The sequence below is a fragment of the Gilvimarinus chinensis DSM 19667 genome (assembly GCF_000377745.1).
GTDB classification, from domain to species: Bacteria; Pseudomonadota; Gammaproteobacteria; order Pseudomonadales; family Cellvibrionaceae; genus Gilvimarinus; species Gilvimarinus chinensis.
This window is the reverse complement of sequence record NZ_KB898708.1, coordinates 403,381-418,542: the sequence shown is the minus strand read 5'-3', so window position 1 is coordinate 418,542 and position 15,162 is coordinate 403,381. Positions and strand designations below refer to the sequence as shown.

General features: G+C 50.1%; 16 protein-coding genes. 10 read left to right on the top strand and 6 right to left on the bottom strand.

Annotated features, from left to right (window positions below; all coding sequences use genetic code 11):
- Nucleotides 1-15 precede the first annotated feature (15 nt).
- Complete coding sequence (gene rmf / locus D568_RS0111400) at nucleotides 16-237, bottom strand: ribosome modulation factor (protein ID WP_026287004.1); 222 nt, start codon at nucleotides 235-237, stop codon at nucleotides 16-18.
- A gap of 470 nt (nucleotides 238-707) precedes the next feature.
- Here rmf and rlmKL point away from each other — a divergent pair, with 470 nt between their 5' ends.
- Together rlmKL and D568_RS0111390 are read left to right on the top strand one after the other, a co-directional pair.
- The gene (gene rlmKL / locus D568_RS0111395; RefSeq protein ID WP_020209733.1) at nucleotides 708-2,915 is read left to right on the top strand and encodes a bifunctional 23S rRNA (guanine(2069)-N(7))-methyltransferase RlmK/23S rRNA (guanine(2445)-N(2))-methyltransferase RlmL; all 2,208 of its coding nucleotides are present in this window, start codon (nucleotides 708-710) and stop codon (nucleotides 2,913-2,915) included.
- A gap of 5 nt (nucleotides 2,916-2,920) precedes the next feature.
- Nucleotides 2,921-3,190, top strand: coding sequence for a hypothetical protein (locus tag D568_RS0111390; RefSeq protein WP_020209732.1), 270 nt, complete (start codon nucleotides 2,921-2,923; stop codon nucleotides 3,188-3,190).
- A 25-nt stretch (nucleotides 3,191-3,215) separates the two neighbouring features.
- On the opposite strand, the gene D568_RS0111385 is transcribed toward D568_RS0111390, so the two are convergent.
- Nucleotides 3,216-5,045, bottom strand: a complete 1,830-nt coding sequence (locus D568_RS0111385; protein WP_020209731.1) for an ABC transporter ATP-binding protein — start codon at nucleotides 5,043-5,045, stop codon at nucleotides 3,216-3,218.
- A gap of 369 nt (nucleotides 5,046-5,414) precedes the next feature.
- Between D568_RS0111385 and D568_RS0111380 the strand changes: the two genes are divergently transcribed.
- A complete protein-coding gene (locus tag D568_RS0111380) occupies nucleotides 5,415-5,804 on the top strand; it encodes a hypothetical protein (RefSeq protein ID WP_020209730.1) in 390 nt (129 codons plus the stop codon).
- A 30-nt stretch (nucleotides 5,805-5,834) separates the two neighbouring features.
- Complete coding sequence (locus D568_RS0111375) at nucleotides 5,835-6,383, top strand: hypothetical protein (protein ID WP_020209729.1); 549 nt, start codon at nucleotides 5,835-5,837, stop codon at nucleotides 6,381-6,383.
- A gap of 49 nt (nucleotides 6,384-6,432) precedes the next feature.
- Here the strand turns inward: D568_RS0111375 and D568_RS0111370 are convergent, their stop codons facing one another.
- Both D568_RS0111370 and D568_RS0111365 read right to left on the bottom strand, forming a co-directional pair.
- Nucleotides 6,433-7,284 carry a pirin family protein gene (locus D568_RS0111370; protein ID WP_020209728.1) on the bottom strand — a complete coding sequence of 284 codons (852 nt, stop codon included), beginning with the start codon at nucleotides 7,282-7,284 and terminating at the stop codon, nucleotides 6,433-6,435.
- 57 nt (nucleotides 7,285-7,341) lie between these two features.
- A complete protein-coding gene (locus tag D568_RS0111365) occupies nucleotides 7,342-7,947 on the bottom strand; it encodes an FMN-dependent NADH-azoreductase (RefSeq protein ID WP_020209727.1) in 606 nt (201 codons plus the stop codon).
- Nucleotides 7,948-8,064: 117 nt separating this feature from the next.
- Between D568_RS0111365 and D568_RS0111360 the strand changes: the two genes are divergently transcribed.
- Entirely contained in the window at nucleotides 8,065-8,958 is an 894-nt protein-coding gene (locus D568_RS0111360) for a LysR family transcriptional regulator (RefSeq protein ID WP_020209726.1), read from the top strand.
- On the opposite strand, the gene D568_RS0111355 is transcribed toward D568_RS0111360, so the two are convergent.
- Together D568_RS0111355 and D568_RS0111350 are read right to left on the bottom strand one after the other, a co-directional pair.
- Entirely contained in the window at nucleotides 8,955-9,320 is a 366-nt protein-coding gene (locus D568_RS0111355; RefSeq protein ID WP_020209725.1) for a SirB2 family protein, read from the bottom strand. The two genes, D568_RS0111360 and D568_RS0111355, sit on opposite strands and share 4 nt — an antisense overlap.
- Before the next feature lie 257 nt (nucleotides 9,321-9,577).
- The gene (locus tag D568_RS0111350; protein WP_020209724.1) at nucleotides 9,578-10,066 is read right to left on the bottom strand and encodes a MarR family winged helix-turn-helix transcriptional regulator; all 489 of its coding nucleotides are present in this window, start codon (nucleotides 10,064-10,066) and stop codon (nucleotides 9,578-9,580) included.
- Between the two features lie 348 nt (nucleotides 10,067-10,414).
- Between D568_RS0111350 and ectA the strand changes: the two genes are divergently transcribed.
- The 5 genes from ectA to D568_RS0111325 all read left to right on the top strand — a co-directional run bounded on the left by ectA (nucleotide 10,415) and on the right by D568_RS0111325 (nucleotide 15,126).
- Nucleotides 10,415-10,906, top strand: a complete 492-nt coding sequence (gene ectA, locus D568_RS0111345; RefSeq protein WP_020209723.1) for a diaminobutyrate acetyltransferase — start codon at nucleotides 10,415-10,417, stop codon at nucleotides 10,904-10,906.
- 54 nt (nucleotides 10,907-10,960) lie between these two features.
- Nucleotides 10,961-12,235, top strand: a complete 1,275-nt coding sequence (gene ectB / locus D568_RS0111340; protein ID WP_020209722.1) for a diaminobutyrate--2-oxoglutarate transaminase — start codon at nucleotides 10,961-10,963, stop codon at nucleotides 12,233-12,235.
- A 98-nt stretch (nucleotides 12,236-12,333) separates the two neighbouring features.
- Nucleotides 12,334-12,732 (top strand): ectoine synthase, encoded by a 399-nt coding sequence (locus D568_RS0111335; RefSeq protein ID WP_020209721.1) that lies wholly within the window; start codon nucleotides 12,334-12,336, stop codon nucleotides 12,730-12,732.
- Nucleotides 12,733-12,778: 46 nt separating this feature from the next.
- Nucleotides 12,779-14,215 carry an aspartate kinase gene (locus D568_RS0111330; RefSeq protein WP_020209720.1) on the top strand — a complete coding sequence of 479 codons (1,437 nt, stop codon included), beginning with the start codon at nucleotides 12,779-12,781 and terminating at the stop codon, nucleotides 14,213-14,215.
- Nucleotides 14,203-15,126, top strand: coding sequence for a tetratricopeptide repeat protein (locus tag D568_RS0111325; protein WP_020209719.1), 924 nt, complete (start codon nucleotides 14,203-14,205; stop codon nucleotides 15,124-15,126). Before D568_RS0111330 ends, D568_RS0111325 begins: the two co-directional genes overlap by 13 nt.
- Nucleotides 15,127-15,162: the final 36 nt, after the last annotated feature.

The window sequence follows — 15,162 nt, the reverse complement described above, 5'->3', positions numbered from 1 at the left end:
GTTTTGCATAATGTCTTAAGGCATACCTCCATAGGAAAGATTGCTGAGTTTTTGCACTTGCGCCATGCGATTGAAACCGTCCCATTGATCGGTGCGCGCTTCGCGCCAGCCACTCATCCATCGCTGTCGGGCCATGCCAGACTCATGGGGGCAAAGACTTCGGGATCTCCCGTCAATGCCGGCCTGGTAGCCTTTACCGAATGCTCGTTCAATATGATCACGTTTTTGGCGTTTCATGCTTAGCAATACCTCTGGTTAGTCTTTAAAATGACGGCGGGCCAGGTGTTGGGCGTTAATGCCGTCGGTAGTCGCTTGCGTAATGCCTCTTGCCTCCCTCGGTTAGGTTAGCGGTGCAGTGGCGACTTTTTTCGGGCCGAAAAAATACGCGGCGCGCTTAATTAGTTGAAAGCGACCGAGTGGCCCAAGAGGCCGACACTGTTGTTGGATTGCCCGCTTACAAGCCGGGAAAGTCCGGCGGTTTGAGAGTTTTCTGTAGCGGGACGTTCAGTACATCAAAATGCAGACGGCTTGTGAACGAATTTATTTTTATAGGCACCCGCTCTTATAGATCACAATCGTCTTAAAATTGTCATCTAGGTTTGTTAGGGCGCCAAGGCGCTTCGCGGGTTACAGCTTTACGGCTACACCGCGCGCAGCTATTGAGTACACAGGCCTTACGCCGTGTGTGAATGAACAGAGTGTTAATCATGACCAAAACACAATATTTCGCCACTTGTCCCAAAGGCCTTGAAAGCTTGCTTTTGGATGAACTGCAAGCTCTGGGGGGAGAAGATTGCCGGGCCACGGTGGCTGGTGTCTATTTCGGCGGCGAATTGACGGTGGCTTATCGCGCCTGTCTCTGGTCGCGTTTGGCAAATAAGGTGCTATTGCCACTGGCGTCGGGCAGTGTCCGCAACGCCGATGAACTTTATGATTTGGTGAAAGCGCTTCCCTGGCAGGAGCATTTAAGTGCGGAGGGCACGCTGCTGGTGGACTTTAGCGGCCAGGGCAGTGGAATACGTAATACCCAGTTTGGGGCGGTTAAGGTTAAAGACGCCATTGTTGACTGCCTGCGTGAACAGACCGGGGTGCGTCCGTCGGTCGCGAAGCTCAACCCGGATGTACGCATTAACGTGCGGCTAAACCGTGGGCGCGCCAATATCAGTTTGGATTTGTCCGGAGACAGTTTGCATCGGCGTGGTTATCGCCAGCAGCAAGGGGAGGCCCCTCTTAAAGAAAACCTGGCCGCGGCTATTTTAGTGCGCGCAGGCTGGTGCGCTGAAGCGGAAACCGCTCTGCTGGACCCAATGTGCGGCTCGGGCACTTTTCTGATTGAGGCGGCGCTGATGGCCGCCGATATTGCCCCCGGTCTCTATCGCAGCGAATTCGCGTTTGAGCGCTGGCGCCAGCATCAGCCTTTGCTGTGGGCCGAGCTTACGCAAGAAGCTCGTGAGCGGCGCTTGCAGGGGTTGGCTCGCGATGACTTACCGGAAATTCGCGGTTATGACGCTAATTTAAAAGTCATTCGCGCCGCCGAAGAAAACATCACCCGCGCCGGATTGGACGATTGGTTGCGCGTATCACGCAAAGAGCTGCGCGAATTTAAAAGGCCTACACACACAAGCTTACAAACAGGTTTGATCGTGTGTAACCCGCCCTATGGTGAACGCCTGGGTGAGGTCGAATCTATGAAAATTCTCTACGCCCATATGGGAGAGCGTTTTCGCGACGAATTTACCGGGTGGCGCGCAGCGGTGTTTACCGGCAACCCCGAGCTTGGTAAGCAAATGGGGCTGCGCGCTCATAAAAAATACAAATTATTTAACGGCACCATTCCCAGTGAACTGCTGTTATTTGATATTGCTAACGAACAGTTTGTGACGGCGCCGCCTAAAGAGCTTGAAGCCAGTGCTCCTGTCAGTCGCGACAGCTTAACCGAAGGGGCTCTGGGGCTGGTGAATCGGCTGCAGAAAAACCAGAAAAAATTAAAGAGTTTTTTAAAGCGCAGTGGCGCGACCTGCTATCGTCTTTACGATGCGGATATTCCCGAGTACGCCTGTGCTATTGATGTGTACCAGGGTAAAAGCGTTAGCGGGAGTGAGCCGAAGTTACAGGTGCATGTTCAAGAGTATCAGCCGCCGCGCTCTGTGGATGAAAACAAAGCAGCAGAGCGTTTTAGTGACATTCAAAAGGCCGTGCCTGTCGCTTTGAATGTGGCGCCGGCAAACGTGAGTTACAAACAGCGGCGGCGTAACAAAGGCACCACTCAATACGAGAAATTGGCAGAGCAAAGCGAAGGCGAGTTGCTGCAAATTGAAGAGGGGCAGGCGAGGCTTGTGGTGAACTTATGGCAGTATTTAGATACTGGCGTATTTCTAGATCACCGCCCGTTGCGCCTAAAGATTGCTCAGCAGGCTAAGGGTAAACGCTTCTTAAACCTGTTTTGTTATGCGGCCGCGGCAAGCGTTCAGGCGGCTGTCGCGGGCGCGCGTTTTACCTTAAGCGTAGATATGTCGCAAACCTATTTAAATTGGGCGCGCAAAAATCTGGCGCTTAACGGTTTGTCAGAATCTAAAAACCGCCTGGAGCAGGCTGACTGCCTGCAATGGTTGCAAAAGCCCCAGACGCAAAAGTTTGACCTGATTATGTTGGATCCGCCGAGCTTTTCCAATTCAAAACGCATGGCCGATGTGCTGGACGTCCAGCGCGACCACGTCTTTTTAATACAAAAGGCGATGTCGATGCTGGAAGACGATGGCGTGCTGTATTTTTCCAATAATTTGCGCAGCTTTAAACTGGATGAGCAAGCGCTGGCCGCATTTGATATCACCAATATTACTCGTGAGACCATCGCCGAAGATTTCGCTCGCAATCAGAAAGTTCATCACTGTTGGGAAGTGCGCCACAAAGGTTAAACAGAATGCTCAAGCGCTCGCTGAACATCTTGTGGCGTAATAACCCGGTGACCCGGATTGTTTATGCTCGCGCGGAAAAAGAAATTAAGCTGATTGCGCTGTCTTTGCTGTTGGTTTTGCTGTCTGCTTTGCCTTTGGTTATCAACAATGTTTTCGGCTTGGTACAGCCCACCCCAAAATTCTTAGTCTATTTGTTTGCGGGTGGGGCATTGCTGGCCCACGTGGGGTTTCTAGTGGGGCTCAGTGCGATGATCTGTAAAAACTATTTCCGCTAATGCGCTTAAAAAACCTTAACAGGTGCTAGTCTTCGCCTAAAAAACCCCCGGACTGATGCGCCCATAGCTGTGCGTATAAACCGCCTTTGGCAATCAGATCGCTGTGGCTTCCTTGTTCAACAATATGGCCTTTGTCCAGCACGATGAGTCGATCCAGTGCGGCGATGGTTGACAGCCTGTGAGCAATGGCAATCACGGTTTTGTTTTCCATCAGCGCGGTTAGGTTATGCTGGATTACGGATTCAACTTCTGAGTCCAAAGCCGAGGTGGCTTCATCCAGAATAAGAATGGGGGCGTCTTTCAGTAATACCCGGGCAATGGCGATGCGTTGACGTTGGCCACCGGATAATTTTACGCCTCGCTCGCCGACATGAGCATCGTAACCGGTGCGGCCCTGGGCGTCTTCAAGCCCCACAATAAAGTTGTGTGCTTGAGCTTTTTTGGCCGCAAGAATCATTTCCTCGTCGCTGGCATCCGGGCGTCCGTAAAGCAGGTTGTCTCGAATGGAGCGGTGCAGCAGAGAGGTATCCTGGGTCACCATGCCAATATGCTGACGCAGGCTGCGCTGAGTCACGTGATTAATATTTTGGCCATCAATACTCAAGATGCCATCTTGAACGTCGTAGAAGCGCAGCAGTAGATTCACCAGTGTGGATTTTCCCGCGCCCGAGCGTCCGACTAAGCCTATTTTCTCGCCGGGTTTAATGTGCAGGTTAAACGCCTCCATAACATTGGCGTTGTTACCATAATGAAAATTCACTTGATCAAAGCGAATTTCTCCGCTGTTTACCACAAGCTCTGTAGCTTGTGCGTCGTCGACAACACTTAGCGGTTTAGATAAAGTGTTAGCACCGTCTTGGGCCGTACCGATATTCTCAAACAGCGCAGAAATTTCCCACATAATCCATTGCGACATACCGTTGATGCGCAGCACCATAGCCAGAGCCGCGGCGATGGCGCCTGTGGTGATGGCGCCGTCGGCCCAAAGGCTAATACTGAGTGCGCCAAGAGAGAAAATTAATGCAGAATTTAGGGTCCACACGCAGGTGCTTAACACCGTCACCATACGCATTTGCGGGTGCACGGTTTGCAAGAATTGATTCATACCTTCTTTGGCGTAGCTGGACTCGCGCCCCGCGTGAGAAAACAGTTTGACGGTGTGAATGTTGGTGTAGGTATCGACAATACGTCCGGTCATTTCGGCGCGAGCATCGGCTTGTTTACTGGAGATACGTTTTAACCGCGGCAAGAAATACGTTAATAAACCGATGTAACCTACAAGCCACAGCACCATAGGGATAGCGAGACGGCCATCAAGGGCGGCCATAAGGAAAACCATACTGCCGAAGTACACACTGATGTACACCGCCACATCCAAAAGTTTCATGACGGTTTCGCGCACGGCGAGCGAGGTTTGCATAAGTCGTGTGGCTAAGCGGCCCGAAAATTCGTCTTGGAAAAAATGCACGCTCTGCTGAATTAAATAGCGGTGCGCCTTCCAGCGAATCGCCATGGGAAAATTGCCCAGCATGGTTTGATGAATCAGCGTGGCGTGGATAAAAATAATCACCGGCAGACCAATAAGTAATGTCACCCCAATAAGGGTGAGCGGTGTGCCATAGTCTCGCCACAGGTTTTCTGGGTTGGTGTTGTTCAGCCAATCCACTAGGCTACCCATAGCGCCAAACAGCGAGATCTCGATAATGGCAATCAGCGCTGACAGTATTGCCATCATTAACAAGTAGCGCTTGGCGCCACGAGTATAGTGCCAGCAAAACGCAAACAGGCCCTTGGGGGGCTGGCGTACTGGTTCGTCTGGAAAAGGTTTAAGTAATCGTTCGAAAAAAGAAAACAAAAGGGCACCTCTATTAATTGCTTGCGGTCTCTGGCTTTCGGGACTTCTCTCTAGCAAGGCGCACGATGCAGGCGGGCTGGTTGTCCCGCCGAAGCAGTGCAACGCAGCTGGAGGGGAGTCCTGAAAGCCCCTCCGGGCGCGGCCTGTGCGGCACCAAAGCGGCGTTTCTTTGCTTGAAAAGGCAACCAGCCTTTTCCTGCGCAAAGGGCCTTGCTTGTGGCGCCGCACAGGTTGCGCAGAGGCCACAATCAATTAATAGAGGTGCCCTAAGACTTTAACTTACCGTGCTGGGCGGATATGCTGTGGCCTGATTGTAACAGGCTGGCGGTAAACTTGTGTTAGTGTTGGCCGCTGAGTAGACAGAAACAGATGAAAAAGTGGTTGTTGGTTTATGGCGCCGGAACTTTAGGTGCCTTGGTTGCCTCTATTGGGTTGTGGTTGGCTGGTCGTTACGGTTTAACATCGGCTCTGGATGTACGTATCGCTCCTGGGTTGTCGGCTCATTGGCTATACCCGCGTTTAGTGTGGGGCGGGCTCTGGGGTTTTTTACTGTTGCTGCCGGTGTTCGGTAGCCGCTGGATTTTCAAGTCATTGGTATTGGCGCTGGTGCCGACGCTTGTGCAGTTGTTTGTTATTTATCCCTATACCACCGGTTATAGTGTGGCGGGCTTGGCGCTTGGTTTGTTAACGCCGTTGGTCATTTATTTTTATTATGCCGTGTGGGCGCTGGTGGCCTCTATCACTTTGCGCTTGGCATAAAACATCAGTTTTACCTTTAGGAGAAATATTATGCAAAAGTCATGGAAAAACCGTTTCGTCAGTCAGTGTCTCGCGCTGGTGGCTTTTATGGTAATGAGCACCTGGGTACAGGCGGATGATTCCAAAGAGCTGGATCGTTGGTTGGAAACCACTCAAGAATTTATACCCATGAAGGATGTCTTTGAAGCCATTGGTGAAAATTCAACCATTGCGAATCAATACAGTGAGGAAGAGTTTTTAGCGCTCAGCGTCGATAAGCAAGACGAAGTGCTGGACGATATGCTTAAAGAGCAGGGTGTTTACGACAAAATGTACAATGTCCTGAAAGCCAAAGACTGGGAAAGCGCCGGTGAATATGTGCGCGCCAGTGCTCGTTACGGTAAAGCCATCGCTTATCAGATGCGTGAAATGCTGACAGCGAGTATGCCCGAAGAGCAAAAAAAGATGATGCAGGAAATGTCGGGTGAAATTGAAGCAAACCCGGAGGATGTAAAACTGGTAAAAGACAACTGGGACAAAGTGACGGCGTTTATGTCAAAAAATATTCAGCAGGGTAATTTACCACCGGCGGCCCGGTGAGGGCTCCCGCATAACGCAAAAATCAAAAATGGGCCCATTGGCCCATTTTTTATCCTGCTAGTTGACCATTACGATAATCGTTAATGGCCTGATCTATTTCATCTGCGGTATTCATCACAAAGGGGCCGTACTGCGCAATTGGTTCGCCAATGGGCTTGCCGCCAACCACCAGAAAGCGTGTTTGGCTTTTTGCTTTCAGCTGCAGGCTATCCCCCTCGCTTAACAAGCCCGCCTGGCTGGAGGGAAGTTCGCGTTCATCTGCACCGACCAGCAGCTTACCCTCGTATGGATAGATAAACACATGGTGTTTTTCTGGCAGGCTCAGCTTAAGCGTTTCGCCTTCAGGCAGTTGAATATCCCAGTAAAGCGCCTGGGTTGACCTTCCACTGATTGCGCCGGTTGTGGTTTCAGCATTCTCATCGCTGAACTCTCCGGCGATCACTTTTACGCTGCCGCCGTTAGCCAATTGTTGTAGCGGAATGTCAGCCGCGGCTATGTCGCGATACGCAGCAGGCTGCATTTTTTCCGCAGCTGGAAGGTTAATCCACAGTTGAAACCCCCTCATGCGCCCTTCGAGTTGCTGCGGCATTTCTGAATGGATAATGCCGCGCCCGGCGGTCATCCATTGCACATCGCCCGCGCGTAAATCGCCCCGGTTACCCATATGATCTTCGTGCAGCATGTGCCCATCGAGCATATAGGTGACGGTTTCAAAACCGCGATGCGGATGCGATGGAAAGCCCGCCAGATAATCTGCGGCTTCGTCGGAGTTAAATTCATCCAGCATGAGGATGGGGTCCAGGCGCGCTGAGGGGGATTGCCCCAAACTGCGCTTGATCTTAACCCCGGCACCGTCGCTTGTGGCGAGGGCGGGAATGACCTGTCTTAGTTGTCGGCTCATGGTTGCCTCCTGACATTTCCTGACGTTATGGCTGGTAATTATCTGGTTAGCGGTAGATTACGCCGCTACCGTGCTTTCAATTTCGTTAACCGCTGTGTTAAGGGCATTGGTTTTGCCGTCTTCGCCCATGGCTAATCCTTCTGCGTAAATAAAGCGGGTATCCTGCAAGCCCAAGAACGCGAGGAAGGTCTTCATATAGCCGGTTTGCGAGTCCGCCTGAATACCTTGGTAAATGCCGCCGCGCGCTGCCAGTATGTATACCGGTATATTCGGCAGTAGGCCTTCCGGGCCATTTTCCGTGTAGCGGAACGTCACTCCAGAGCGGGCAATGTGATCAAAATAAGCCTTCAGCGTAGACGGAATGCCGAAGTTATACATGGGCAGTCCAATGGCAACGGCATCAGCCGCTTTGATTTCTTCAATCAACTGGTCGGAGTAATCGATAATTTTCTGCTCAGAAGCGCTGCGCTTGTCTGCCGAACTTAAAAAGGCGTTAAAACGTTCGCCATCTAAATGAGGCACTGGGTTGGCCGCCAAGTCGCGAACAATGACTTTGCCGTCTGGGTTTTGCGCCTTCCAGCGAGTGACAAACTCATTGCTGAGGTAGCTAGATTGACCGTTGTCGCCATTTAAGCTGGTTTTGATTTGTAACAGAGTCTTCATCTACATCTCCTTAACGTATTCGTCGTTGATGGGTTCATTTAAATATTTATTTGTTAGATGATAAATAGCTCTATTTGGGTTAAATTGATCGAATTGTTCGATTTAAGGCGAGGGGATATGAGTAAGGATATTAAGGTCACCTTGGATCAGTGGCGGGCGTTGATTGCGGTTATTGAGCAGGGGGGCTACGCCCGCGCGGCAGAAACCCTGTGCAAAAGCCAGTCGACGGTGTCTTATGCGATCAGCCAGCTGGAGCAGGCGCTCAATGTCGCGCTGTTTAAGATCGAAGGGCGTCGCGCGCATCCCACGGCGGCGGGTGAGAGCCTCTACCGCCGTGCAAAACATCTGTTGGCTGAAGCTGAGGCGCTGGAAAGCGCCGCCGAGAGAATGAGCCAGAAAATTGAACCGGTGGTGCGCCTCGCGGCCGATTTGCTGATTCCCGGGGACCAGGTGTTGGACAGTTTGGCGGACTTTGCGCGTGATTACCCAGCCACTCGAGTGGACGTGCTGGAGTCGGTATTGAGTGGCACTGAAGACGCTCTAGTACAAAAGCAGGTGGATTTGGCGATTACCGGGCGTATGCCAGCGGGTTTTATGGGGGATCATATAACGGACATATCTTTAATTGGTGTGGCTGCTGCCGGCCATCCTTTGCTGCAACTTGAACGGCCGATCACTCAAGAGGATTTACGCCATCACCGACAGCTGGTGGTGCGTGATTCGGGTATCCATCGTCGCTACAGTGCGGGCTGGCAAGAGGCCGAGCAGCGCTGGACCCTGGCCCACATTACCACATCGCTAACAGCGGTGCGCCAAGGCCTGGGGTATGCCTGGCTGCCTTGTGGGTACATCCAAAAAGATTTACAAAGCGGTGCGCTGAAGCGCTTGCCAATGGTGCAGGGTGGGGAGCGAAAAGTCGCGGTCTACCTCGTGTATGCGGAGCCGGATCTGGCCGGCCCAGCCACCAAGGCGCTTGCGGCGGCTTTACGCAAACGCCTGGCAAAGCATTAAAACGCTTTGCTAATGGCCAGGTGCAAAATGCCCAGTATCCATACTAAGGCAAGCGCTGCCCCTATCCATCGAGTGGATTTGCTGCTCGCTTTAATCGCGATGGTGCCACAAATTATATACGCGACCACCAAGAGCAGCTTAATGGTCAGCCAGTTTATGGGCCACAGAGGGTAACCAACGACTATTATCAACCCAATACCACTGGCCAGCAGACAGGTGTCGATAATATGGGGGGCAATTTTAAAAAATTTCGCACGTATAAAAGTGGCACCTGCCTCACGACAAGCAAAACGTAAAAAAAACAGTCCAATTGACAGTACAACGAACATTAAATGGGTATGCTTGAGGGCCATGTAGCTCATAGGTTTTACATTCTCAGGGGTAAATGATGTGGTCAGGTGATGGGGTTCTAGATTACAGATTTATTCTGGGGCTACAAGAGCGTTAAGGGCTTGATTAAATAGGTTGGGTCGTTTGCAAAATGCTTGAACCGGCACGGCTTACGTAATAGCAAGCATTAGTACTTAATTTTACCGTGTATGCCTTGGGTAAACAAAAGCACAACCTAATGTGTGAATGATAGGTTGTGCCTGAATGACAGCTTTGGCGGGGCCAGGCGTTAGTTCTTCTCAATTTCCCCGCGATCCAGGGCGCCAACGTCCAAAAAGGGTGATGCGTCGAGCTTGTCGGCATTCATCATCTCGGCTACCCGTTGTAGTGAAGCGATCATCATACTCTGCTCCCAGTTATCGAGATCTTTAAAGCGACGTACAAAGTCGTCTTGCAGGGCAGTAGGGGCGCTCTCTAGGATTTTACTGCCTTTGTGGGTCAGCTGGGGGTACACCTTGCGTTTGTCTTGCTGAGAGCGCACACGAGTAATCAGTTCTCGTTTCTCCAGGCGGTCCAAAACCGTAGTGACTGTGGCTTGAGACAAGCTCATGTCGCGGGCCAGTTCACTAATAGTCATATCCCCTTTGTTGTTCAAGATTTGCATTAATAACAGTTGCGGGCCGGTAACACTGGCTGTCTTGATCAGTTTTTTCGAGTGCAAATCGGTGGCGCGGATGACACGGCGCAAAGCCACCAATACTTCTTCTATTTTGTCCATTGCCGTTCTCTGGTTGGAAAGCGCGAAATTATAAGCAGCTTTTGCTTCGAGTCCTAATCTTTCTTGGTTGGTTGGCGATTTTGTCGCATAGGCCATAATAGTTACCTTTTGGGTTACTTATTGTCGGTTTCTCCGCTTCAGGGGTTACGGCGGGGAAATTGAATGTCGTCTGGACTCTTCAATTTGCTTAGTGTACTATAGATTAAAGTTTAGAGCACTAACTAATATTCAGCAGTAAGGTAAAGCTTATAAGCAACAAAGGCTTCAAAAGTTGCTGAATTGACAAGGTTTGGTCACAAATCGTCGTTAGTGTTTAAATTTATCTGCTTAGAGGAAAAAGTAAATTTCATGTCGAATTCTGTAGAGTTACGTCATCCCACCTCTGAAGATGGATATGCCGTCAATCAACTGGTGGCTGCCAACCCTCCGCTAGACCCCAATTCCATTTATTGCAATCTTTTGCAGTGCTCCCACTTTGCCGATACGGCAATAGCGGCCTTTAAAGACGGGAATATGGTGGGCTTTGTGTCTGGTTATGTGCCGCCTAATGCGCCGCATGTATTGTTTGTTTGGCAGATTGTGGTGGATAAGGCCGGGCGTGGTCTTGGTTTGGCGAAAAAACTGGTTAAAGAGCAGCTTGCGAGCCCAGCCTGTAAAGAGGTGACTCATATCCACACGACGATTACTCCGGATAACGACGCGTCCTGGGGGCTGTTTCGCTCTCTGGCGAAAGATCTAGGCGCTGAACTTAACAGCGGCGTGTATTTCGAGAAGGACAAGCATTTTGGTGGGGTGCACGATGATGAGCACCTGCTGGAAATTGGCCCTATTGCCCGTTAATGCCTTTAGGTCAACCAAAAACGAATTCACTGTTTATTATTAACTGAGGTCAGTATGAATATTTTTAACGAAATGGAATCGGAAGTTCAGTCTTATGCTCGCTCTTTCCCGGTGGTGTTTAACAAAGCAAAAGATTGTTACCTGTATGGCGAGGACGGCAAACAGTATATTGATTTTCTTTCAGGTGCTGGCTCGTTGAACTACGGCCATAATAATGATCACCTGAAGCAGGCTTTGATGGATTACATCGTCGAAGATGGTATTACTCACGGCCTGGATATGCACAGCGCGGCAAAAGCCCGCTTTCTAGAGGTGTTTCGCGATAAGATCCTTGCTCCACGTGATATGGAATATGTACTGCAATTTACCGGTCCCACGGGTACCAATGCAGTTGAAGCGGCATTGAAAATTGCCCGTAAAGTCACCGGTCGAACCAATATAATTTCATTCACCAACGGTTTCCACGGCTGTTCGCTGGGGGCGGTTTCGGCAACCGGTAACCAACACCACCGCGGCGGTGCCGGTGTTGCCTTGAGTGATGTCGATCGCATGCCCTTTTGTGGTTACTACGGTCGTGATGTTGATACCGTAAAAATGATGGATAAATTGTTGTCAGATCCATCCAGTGGCATCGACAAGCCTGCCGCGGTAATCGTAGAAGCGGTGCAAGGTGAAGGTGGTTTGAATGTGGCGACCACCGAGTGGCTGCAAGCGTTAGAGCGCCTGTGTAAGAAGCATGAGATTCTGCTGATTTTGGATGATATTCAGGCGGGCTGTGGCCGCACAGGTACCTTTTTTAGCTTTGAGCCTGCTGGCATTAAGCCCGATATTGTGACTTTGTCGAAATCACTGAGTGCTTATGGTTTGCCTTTTGCTGTGGTGATGATTAAACCGGACTTGGATATTTGGGAGCCGGGTGAGCACAATGGTACTTTCCGTGGTAATAATCACGCGTTTGTAACCGCTACGGCAGCCATTGAGCATTACTGGAGCGACGATGCTCTGGAAAAAGAAATCAAAGCCAAGTCTCAGTTAGTGACTCAGCGGTTTAAGAAGATTATTGAGGCTCATGGTGAAATTACATTGCGTCTGAAAGGCCGCGGCTTGATGCAAGGCATAGATTGTCGCACCGGTGAACTTGCCAGCAAGGTGTGCGAGCGCGCTTTTGAGCATGGCGTGGTCATTGAAACCTCGGGTAATCACAGCCAAATCGTCAAATGCTTCTGTCCGTTGACTATTACTGAAGAGGCCTTGAATGAAGGGCTGGACAGACTTGAGCAGAGTTTCGCGGAAGTCTTTGCCAAAGAAGCTTTGCAAAAGGTCTCGTAAGGCTGCTCCATAGAGTAAAAAGCTCTGGGCAGCAGGGCGACCTTGTGTCGCCATTTTCAAACTGAATACACAACCATCGAACACTGGAGAGTAGATATATGCTCGTTAGACGCCTGAAAGATGCCGAAAAAACCGACCGCAAGATTGTCTCAGAAGGCTGGGATAGTACCCGGTTGCTGCTTCGCAATGATAATATGGGGTTCTCCTTCCATATTACGACTATCTACCGCGGCGCCGAGTTACACCTCCATTACCAAAATCACCTGGAGTCTGTTTACTGCGTGAGCGGTTACGGTTCTATTGAAGATTTAGCGACAGGTGAAGTTCATAGCATTGAACCCGGAACTATTTATGCGTTGGATAAACACGATAAGCATATACTGCGAGCAGACGAAGAGATGAAAATGGCGTGTGTGTTTAATCCTCCGCTGCACGGCAAAGAGGTTCATAATGCCGAAGGTGCGTATGAACTGGATGCGGAAGAGGTTAAAGACTGAGTTGATAGGGGGTAACACTTCTATCAATTCAATTTAAGGCGAGGCTATGAATCATACAGTAGAAAAAATTGGCGGCACCTCCATGAGTCAGTACGAGGCGGTGCGTGATAATGTTATTTTAAAAGGCAATAACAGCAGCGATATTTACAATCGTGTTTTTGTTGTTTCGGCGTATGGCGGTATAACCGACTTGCTGCTGGAAAACAAGAAGAACGGCAAACCCGGTGTTTATGGTTTGTTTGCGAGTACCAGTGATGACGAAGATTGGCATCAAGCATTCAGCGACGTACGCCGCGAGATGTTTGCAATTAACGAATCATTGTTTGGTCAGACTGAGCTCGGCGAAAAAGCCAACGATTTTATCGCTCAGCGTTTAGAGGATGCTGAGCGTGTACTGAAGGATCTTGAGCGCTTGTGTCAACATGGCCATTTTGAGCTGCAGTCCCATTTGTTTACTGTACGAGAAATGCTCGCCAGTCTCGGTGAGGCTCATAGTGCATGGAATATGACCCATTTGCTTGAGCGCGATGGAATCAATGCTCGGTTTGTGGATTTATCTGGATGGCAGGCCGACCAGGCCGAAACTCTGGATGACATGATCAAAAAAGCGTTCGACGATGTTGATTATGCCAGCGAACTTGCTATTGCCACTGGCTATACCCATTGTGACAAGGGGTTAATGGCGACCTTTGATCGCGGTTACAGTGAAATGACTTTTAGTCGCATTGCGGTTTTAACCGGTGCGCGTGAGTCTATTATTCACAAAGAGTATCACCTAAGCAGTGCGGACCCGCGTTTGGTGGGCGCCGATAAAGTGGTTCCTATCGGTCGCACTAATTATGATGTGGCTGATCAGTTGGCAAACCTAGGTATGGAGGCAATTCATCCTCGCGCCGCAAAAGGCCTGCGCCAGGCGGATATACCGCTGCGAGTGATGAATACTTTTGAGCCAGAACACGCCGGCACCCTGATTACGGGAGATTATGTCAGCGATACGCCCAGGGTTGAGATTATTGCCGGTCGTCGCCGGGTGTACTCTATCGAGCTGTTTGATCAAGACATGATGGGCAGTATTGATGAGTATGACTCTAGTATTCTTAAAACCATTGCTCGTTATAAAGCGCATGTAGTGAGTAAAGATATTAATGCTAATACCATCACTCATTATGTAGGGGCCAACCTGAAAACGGTCAACCGTATTCGTCGCGTATTGGAAGAGTTGTATCCAGACGCGGAGATTAACACCCGCAAAGTCGCGGTGGTATCGGCCATAGGTAGCGACATGAAGGTGCCAGGTATGCTGGCCAAGACGGTATCGGCGCTTTCCGAGGTGAACATCAGTATTCTCGCCATGCATCAGTCAATTCGTCAAGTCGATATGCAATTTATTCTCGATGAAGACGATTATGATTTGGCCGTTCAAAGCCTGCATCGATGTCTAATTGAGGTGCACAACCACGGAGAGGCGATATGCGCTGCCTAAATTCGGTAGTGTTGATGCTAGCGCTGGCTTTTGCCAGCGCTTTTTCGTTGGCACAAGAAAATGCTGAGCAAACTACCTCTGAACCAGACAGGGTGCAGGTTTCTGACTCAGAAGCGCGGGCACGGGTAGAGGGGCTGCAAGAGCCATTATACAACCCGTTTGTAGAGCGTTATGTGTTGGATGAGCTGAAACAGTTGCGCAGTGAAATGGCCCAGCAGCGTGTCGAGCTGACAGAAAAAATTGTCGACAGGCAGGTAGAGTCTATTGATCGTGGTGTGAACTATGCGACTAACACCATTACTTACTTTTTCTACCTGATTGCAGGGGTTAGCTCAATTTTAGTTTTGGTGGGCTGGACCTCCGTGCGCGATATCAAAGAGCGTATGAACAAAATTGCCGACGAAGAGGTGGGTAAGCTGGTTAGCACTTATGAAAAGCGCCTTGAAGCCATTGAGAAACAGCTAACCCAAAAAACCCGTCATATTGATGCTAACCGCGAAGAAATTGAAAAAACTCAAGAGGTGCATGCGCTTTGGTTGCGGGCGGCGCAAGAGACCATGCCAGCCAATAAAATTGCGGTTTACGATCAGATTTTGGATGTGCGCCCACTGGACTGCGAAGCCTTAACCTATAAAGCTGACGAAGTTTTAGAGCTGGGAGAGGTGCAGTGGGCGATCAATTTGTGCCAGCAGGCGTTGGCCATAGATCCAGATAACGCACACGCGTTTTATCAGCTCGCCTGTGCCAAAACTATGCTGGGTAATTACGATCAGGCGATTCACTATTTAAGTGAAACTCTTGAGCGCTCAGAGAGCTATCGTGAAACCATGATGGATGATCCCGCGCTTGAGCCTTTGCATGAGCTGGCGGAATTCAAGCAGCTTCTCACTTCTAGCCCCGTTGAGTCCTAAGCCGAAGTTCAAGGGCCAGTTGAACTCTATATGCCA

Excerpts from the sequence above, each read along its gene's own strand:
- rmf (WP_026287004.1), bottom strand. The coding sequence starts at position 237 with ATGAAACGCCAAAAACGTGATCATATTGAACGAGCATTCGGTAAAGGC.
- rlmKL (WP_020209733.1), top strand. The coding sequence starts at position 708 with ATGACCAAAACACAATATTTCGCCACTTGTCCCAAAGGCCTTGAAAGC.
- D568_RS0111390 (WP_020209732.1), top strand. The coding sequence starts at position 2,921 with ATGCTCAAGCGCTCGCTGAACATCTTGTGGCGTAATAACCCGGTGACC.
- D568_RS0111380 (WP_020209730.1), top strand. The coding sequence starts at position 5,415 with ATGAAAAAGTGGTTGTTGGTTTATGGCGCCGGAACTTTAGGTGCCTTG.
- D568_RS0111375 (WP_020209729.1), top strand. The coding sequence starts at position 5,835 with ATGCAAAAGTCATGGAAAAACCGTTTCGTCAGTCAGTGTCTCGCGCTG.
- D568_RS0111370 (WP_020209728.1), bottom strand. The coding sequence starts at position 7,284 with ATGAGCCGACAACTAAGACAGGTCATTCCCGCCCTCGCCACAAGCGAC.
- D568_RS0111365 (WP_020209727.1), bottom strand. The coding sequence starts at position 7,947 with ATGAAGACTCTGTTACAAATCAAAACCAGCTTAAATGGCGACAACGGT.
- D568_RS0111360 (WP_020209726.1), top strand. The coding sequence starts at position 8,065 with ATGAGTAAGGATATTAAGGTCACCTTGGATCAGTGGCGGGCGTTGATT.
- D568_RS0111355 (WP_020209725.1), bottom strand. The coding sequence starts at position 9,320 with ATGAGCTACATGGCCCTCAAGCATACCCATTTAATGTTCGTTGTACTG.
- D568_RS0111350 (WP_020209724.1), bottom strand. The coding sequence starts at position 10,066 with ATGGACAAAATAGAAGAAGTATTGGTGGCTTTGCGCCGTGTCATCCGC.
- ectA (WP_020209723.1), top strand. The coding sequence starts at position 10,415 with ATGTCGAATTCTGTAGAGTTACGTCATCCCACCTCTGAAGATGGATAT.
- ectB (WP_020209722.1), top strand. The coding sequence starts at position 10,961 with ATGAATATTTTTAACGAAATGGAATCGGAAGTTCAGTCTTATGCTCGC.
- D568_RS0111335 (WP_020209721.1), top strand. The coding sequence starts at position 12,334 with ATGCTCGTTAGACGCCTGAAAGATGCCGAAAAAACCGACCGCAAGATT.
- D568_RS0111330 (WP_020209720.1), top strand. The coding sequence starts at position 12,779 with ATGAATCATACAGTAGAAAAAATTGGCGGCACCTCCATGAGTCAGTAC.
- D568_RS0111325 (WP_020209719.1), top strand. The coding sequence starts at position 14,203 with ATGCGCTGCCTAAATTCGGTAGTGTTGATGCTAGCGCTGGCTTTTGCC.